Source organism: Streptomyces sp. NPDC059456 (genome assembly GCF_042750055.1).
Lineage (GTDB): Bacteria > Actinomycetota > Actinomycetes > Streptomycetales > Streptomycetaceae > Streptomyces.
Genome location: NZ_JBHYVA010000928.1, coordinates 1 through 2,605, shown reverse-complemented (window position 1 = coordinate 2,605; position 2,605 = coordinate 1). Strand labels below are relative to the sequence as shown.

The 2,605-nt window shown below is 74.5% G+C and carries 1 protein-coding gene and 1 pseudogene; both read right to left on the bottom strand.

The window, feature by feature from the left end:
- Nucleotides 1–208: 208 nt before the first annotated feature.
- Nucleotides 209–1,849 carry a phosphoglucomutase (alpha-D-glucose-1,6-bisphosphate-dependent) gene (gene pgm / locus ACFXA3_RS40635; RefSeq protein ID WP_385196185.1) on the bottom strand — a complete coding sequence of 547 codons (1,641 nt, stop codon included), beginning with the start codon at nt 1,847–1,849 and terminating at the stop codon, nt 209–211.
- Between the two features lie 241 nt (nt 1,850–2,090).
- A pseudogene (locus tag ACFXA3_RS40630) lies at nt 2,091–2,605 on the bottom strand (hypothetical protein); the annotation flags it as partial.

The following is a 2,605-nucleotide window of genomic DNA, read 5'->3' as shown; positions in this document are numbered from 1 at the left end:
CTCCAGCACCACCCCCCGGTCGGCGCCGGCGCGGGCCGCCGCCGACGCCAGCGCGCAGCCCGCGATGCTCCCGCCCACCACCGCGACCGTACCGCCCTGCATGCCGTGCTCCCTCCGCGCGAACTCCCGGGATCCGTCAGCCTACTGAGAGTTGCGCGGCGCGGTGCGGGGTTCGCGCGATGCCGGGCGCGGCGCCGGCGGTCGGCGGTCAGCCGGCGAGTGCCGCCGACACGACGGAGCGGGCCTCCTCCTGTACGCGGCTCAGGTGGTCGGCGCCCAGGAACGATTCTGCATAGATCTTGTAGACGTCCTCCGTTCCCGAGGGGCGGGCCGCGAACCAGGCGTGCTCGGTGGTGACCTTGATGCCGCCGATGGCGGCGCCGTTCCCGGGAGCCTGTGTCAGGACCGCCGTGACCGGTTCGCCCGCCAGGGTGTCGGCGCTGACCTGCCCGGGGGACAGCCGGGCCAGGACGGCCTTCTCCTCCCGGGTGGCGGGGGCGTCGATCCGGGCGTACGCCGGCTCGCCGAAGCGGGCCGTCAGGCCGGCGTACCGCTCGCTCGGGGTCTGCCCCGTCACGGCGAGGATCTCCGAGGCCAGCAGGGCCAGGAGGATGCCGTCCTTGTCGGTGGTCCACACCGAGCCGTCGCGGCGCAGGAAGGAGGCTCCGGCCGATTCCTCGCCGCCGAAGCCGATGGTGCCCGCGCAGAGCCCGTCGACGAACCACTTGAACCCGACGGGAACCTCGACCAGTTCACGGCCGAGGTCGGCGGCCACCCGGTCGATCATTCCCGAGGACACCAGCGTCTTGCCGATGCCCGCGTCCGCCGGCCACTGCTCGCGGTGGGCGTAGAGGTAGGCGATCGCGGTGGCCAGGTAGTGGTTGGGGTTCATCAGGCCGCCGTCCGGGGTCACGATGCCGTGCCGGTCGGCGTCCGCGTCGTTGCCGGTCGCGATCCGGAACCTGTCGCGGCCTTCGATGAGCGAGGCCATCGCGTACGGGGAGGAGCAGTCCATCCGGATCTTGCCGTCCCAGTCCAGCGTCATGAACCGCCAGGTGGGGTCGGTGTGCGGGTTGACGACGGTCAGGTCGAGGCGGTGTTCCTCGGCGATCCGGCCCCAGTAGGCCACGGAGGCCCCGCCGAGCGGGTCGGCCCCGATGTGCAGGCCCGCGGCGCGGACGGCGTCCAGGTCGAGCACGGACGGCAGATCGCGCACGTAGCTGCCGAGGAAGTCGTACGTGCCCGTGGTCGGGGCGGCGGCCGCCCGCGCGTACGGGATGCGCCGGACCTCCTTCATGCCCCCGGTGATGATCTCGTTGGCGCGCTCCTGGATCCAGCCGGTCGCGTCCGATCCGGCGGGCCCGCCGTGCGGCGGGTTGTACTTGAAGCCTCCGTCGGCGGGCGGGTTGTGCGAGGGCGTGACCACGACTCCGTCGGCCAGGGCCGAGGTGCGCCCGCGGTTGTGGGTGAGGATCGCGTGCGAGACCGCCGGGGTGGGGGTGTAGCCGTCGGCGGAGTCCACGAGCACGGTCACGTCGTTGGCGGCGAAGACCTCCAGGGCGGTCACCCGGGCCGGCTCGGACAGGGCGTGGGTGTCCGCGCCCAGGAAGAGGGGGCCGTCGGTGCCCTGCCGGGCGCGGTACTCGCAGATCGCCTGGCTGGTCGCGGCGATGTGGTCCTCGTTGAACGCCGCGGCGAGGGAGGATCCGCGGTGTCCGGAGGTGCCGAAGGCGACGCGCTGGCCGGGGTCCGCCGGATCGGGGTGCAGGGCGTAGTACGCGGTCACGAGCCGGGCCACGTCGATCAGGTCCTGCGGCCGCGCCTGCTTGCCCGCTCTTTCGTTGACCATCCGTCCTCTTCCTCCGTGTCGGATCCGAGCCGAATCAACGCGTACAACCGTGGTCATTGTGTAGCCCCCTGAACGTGCCCGCACCGCCGCGCCGCCACGCGGCCCGCCCCTGTGCGCCCGGTCACGCTGCCGTCCCGTCCCGTGCGGGTGACGGCGCGGCCGGGCGGTCGTCGAGCCCGGCGACCGCGGCGACGTGGCGGCCTGAGCCCGCCCCGTACGTCCCGCGCCTCGCCGCAGACGGCTACCGGGCGCCCGAGCCGCGCCGGGCGAGGGCGCGGCCCGTCGCCGCGAAGGCGATCGCCGTGACGGCCAGCGCCGCCGCGACGGCGAAGGTGATCCGCATGCCGTGGGCGACGTCCTCCGGGCCCGCGGTGGCGACGTCGCCCGTCCCCGAGGCGAGCGCGAACACGGCGCCCATCACCGAGGCGCCGGTGACGAGCCCGAGGTTGCGGGACAGGTTGAGGACCCCGGAGACCACGCCCCGCCGGTCCGGGCCGACGTCCGCCATGACGGAGGTGTTGTTCGCCGTCTGGAACACCGCGTAGCCGGCGGTGACGACCACGAGCGGGACGAGGTAGCCGGCCACGCCGAGGGTCACCGGTGCGAGGGCCAGGGCGCCGCAGCCCACGTCCCCCCCCCGGGGGGGCGGGCGCCGGCGGGGGGGTTCGCCGGGCTGCCCCCGCGACTCGATGGACCCCGTGCGCATCCGCTCGGTCACCACGGCCGCCTGCACCAGGTCCCCGCGGTACTTGGGGA

Excerpts from the sequence above, each read along its gene's own strand:
- pgm (WP_385196185.1), bottom strand. The coding sequence starts at position 1,849 with ATGGTCAACGAAAGAGCGGGCAAGCAGGCGCGGCCGCAGGACCTGATC.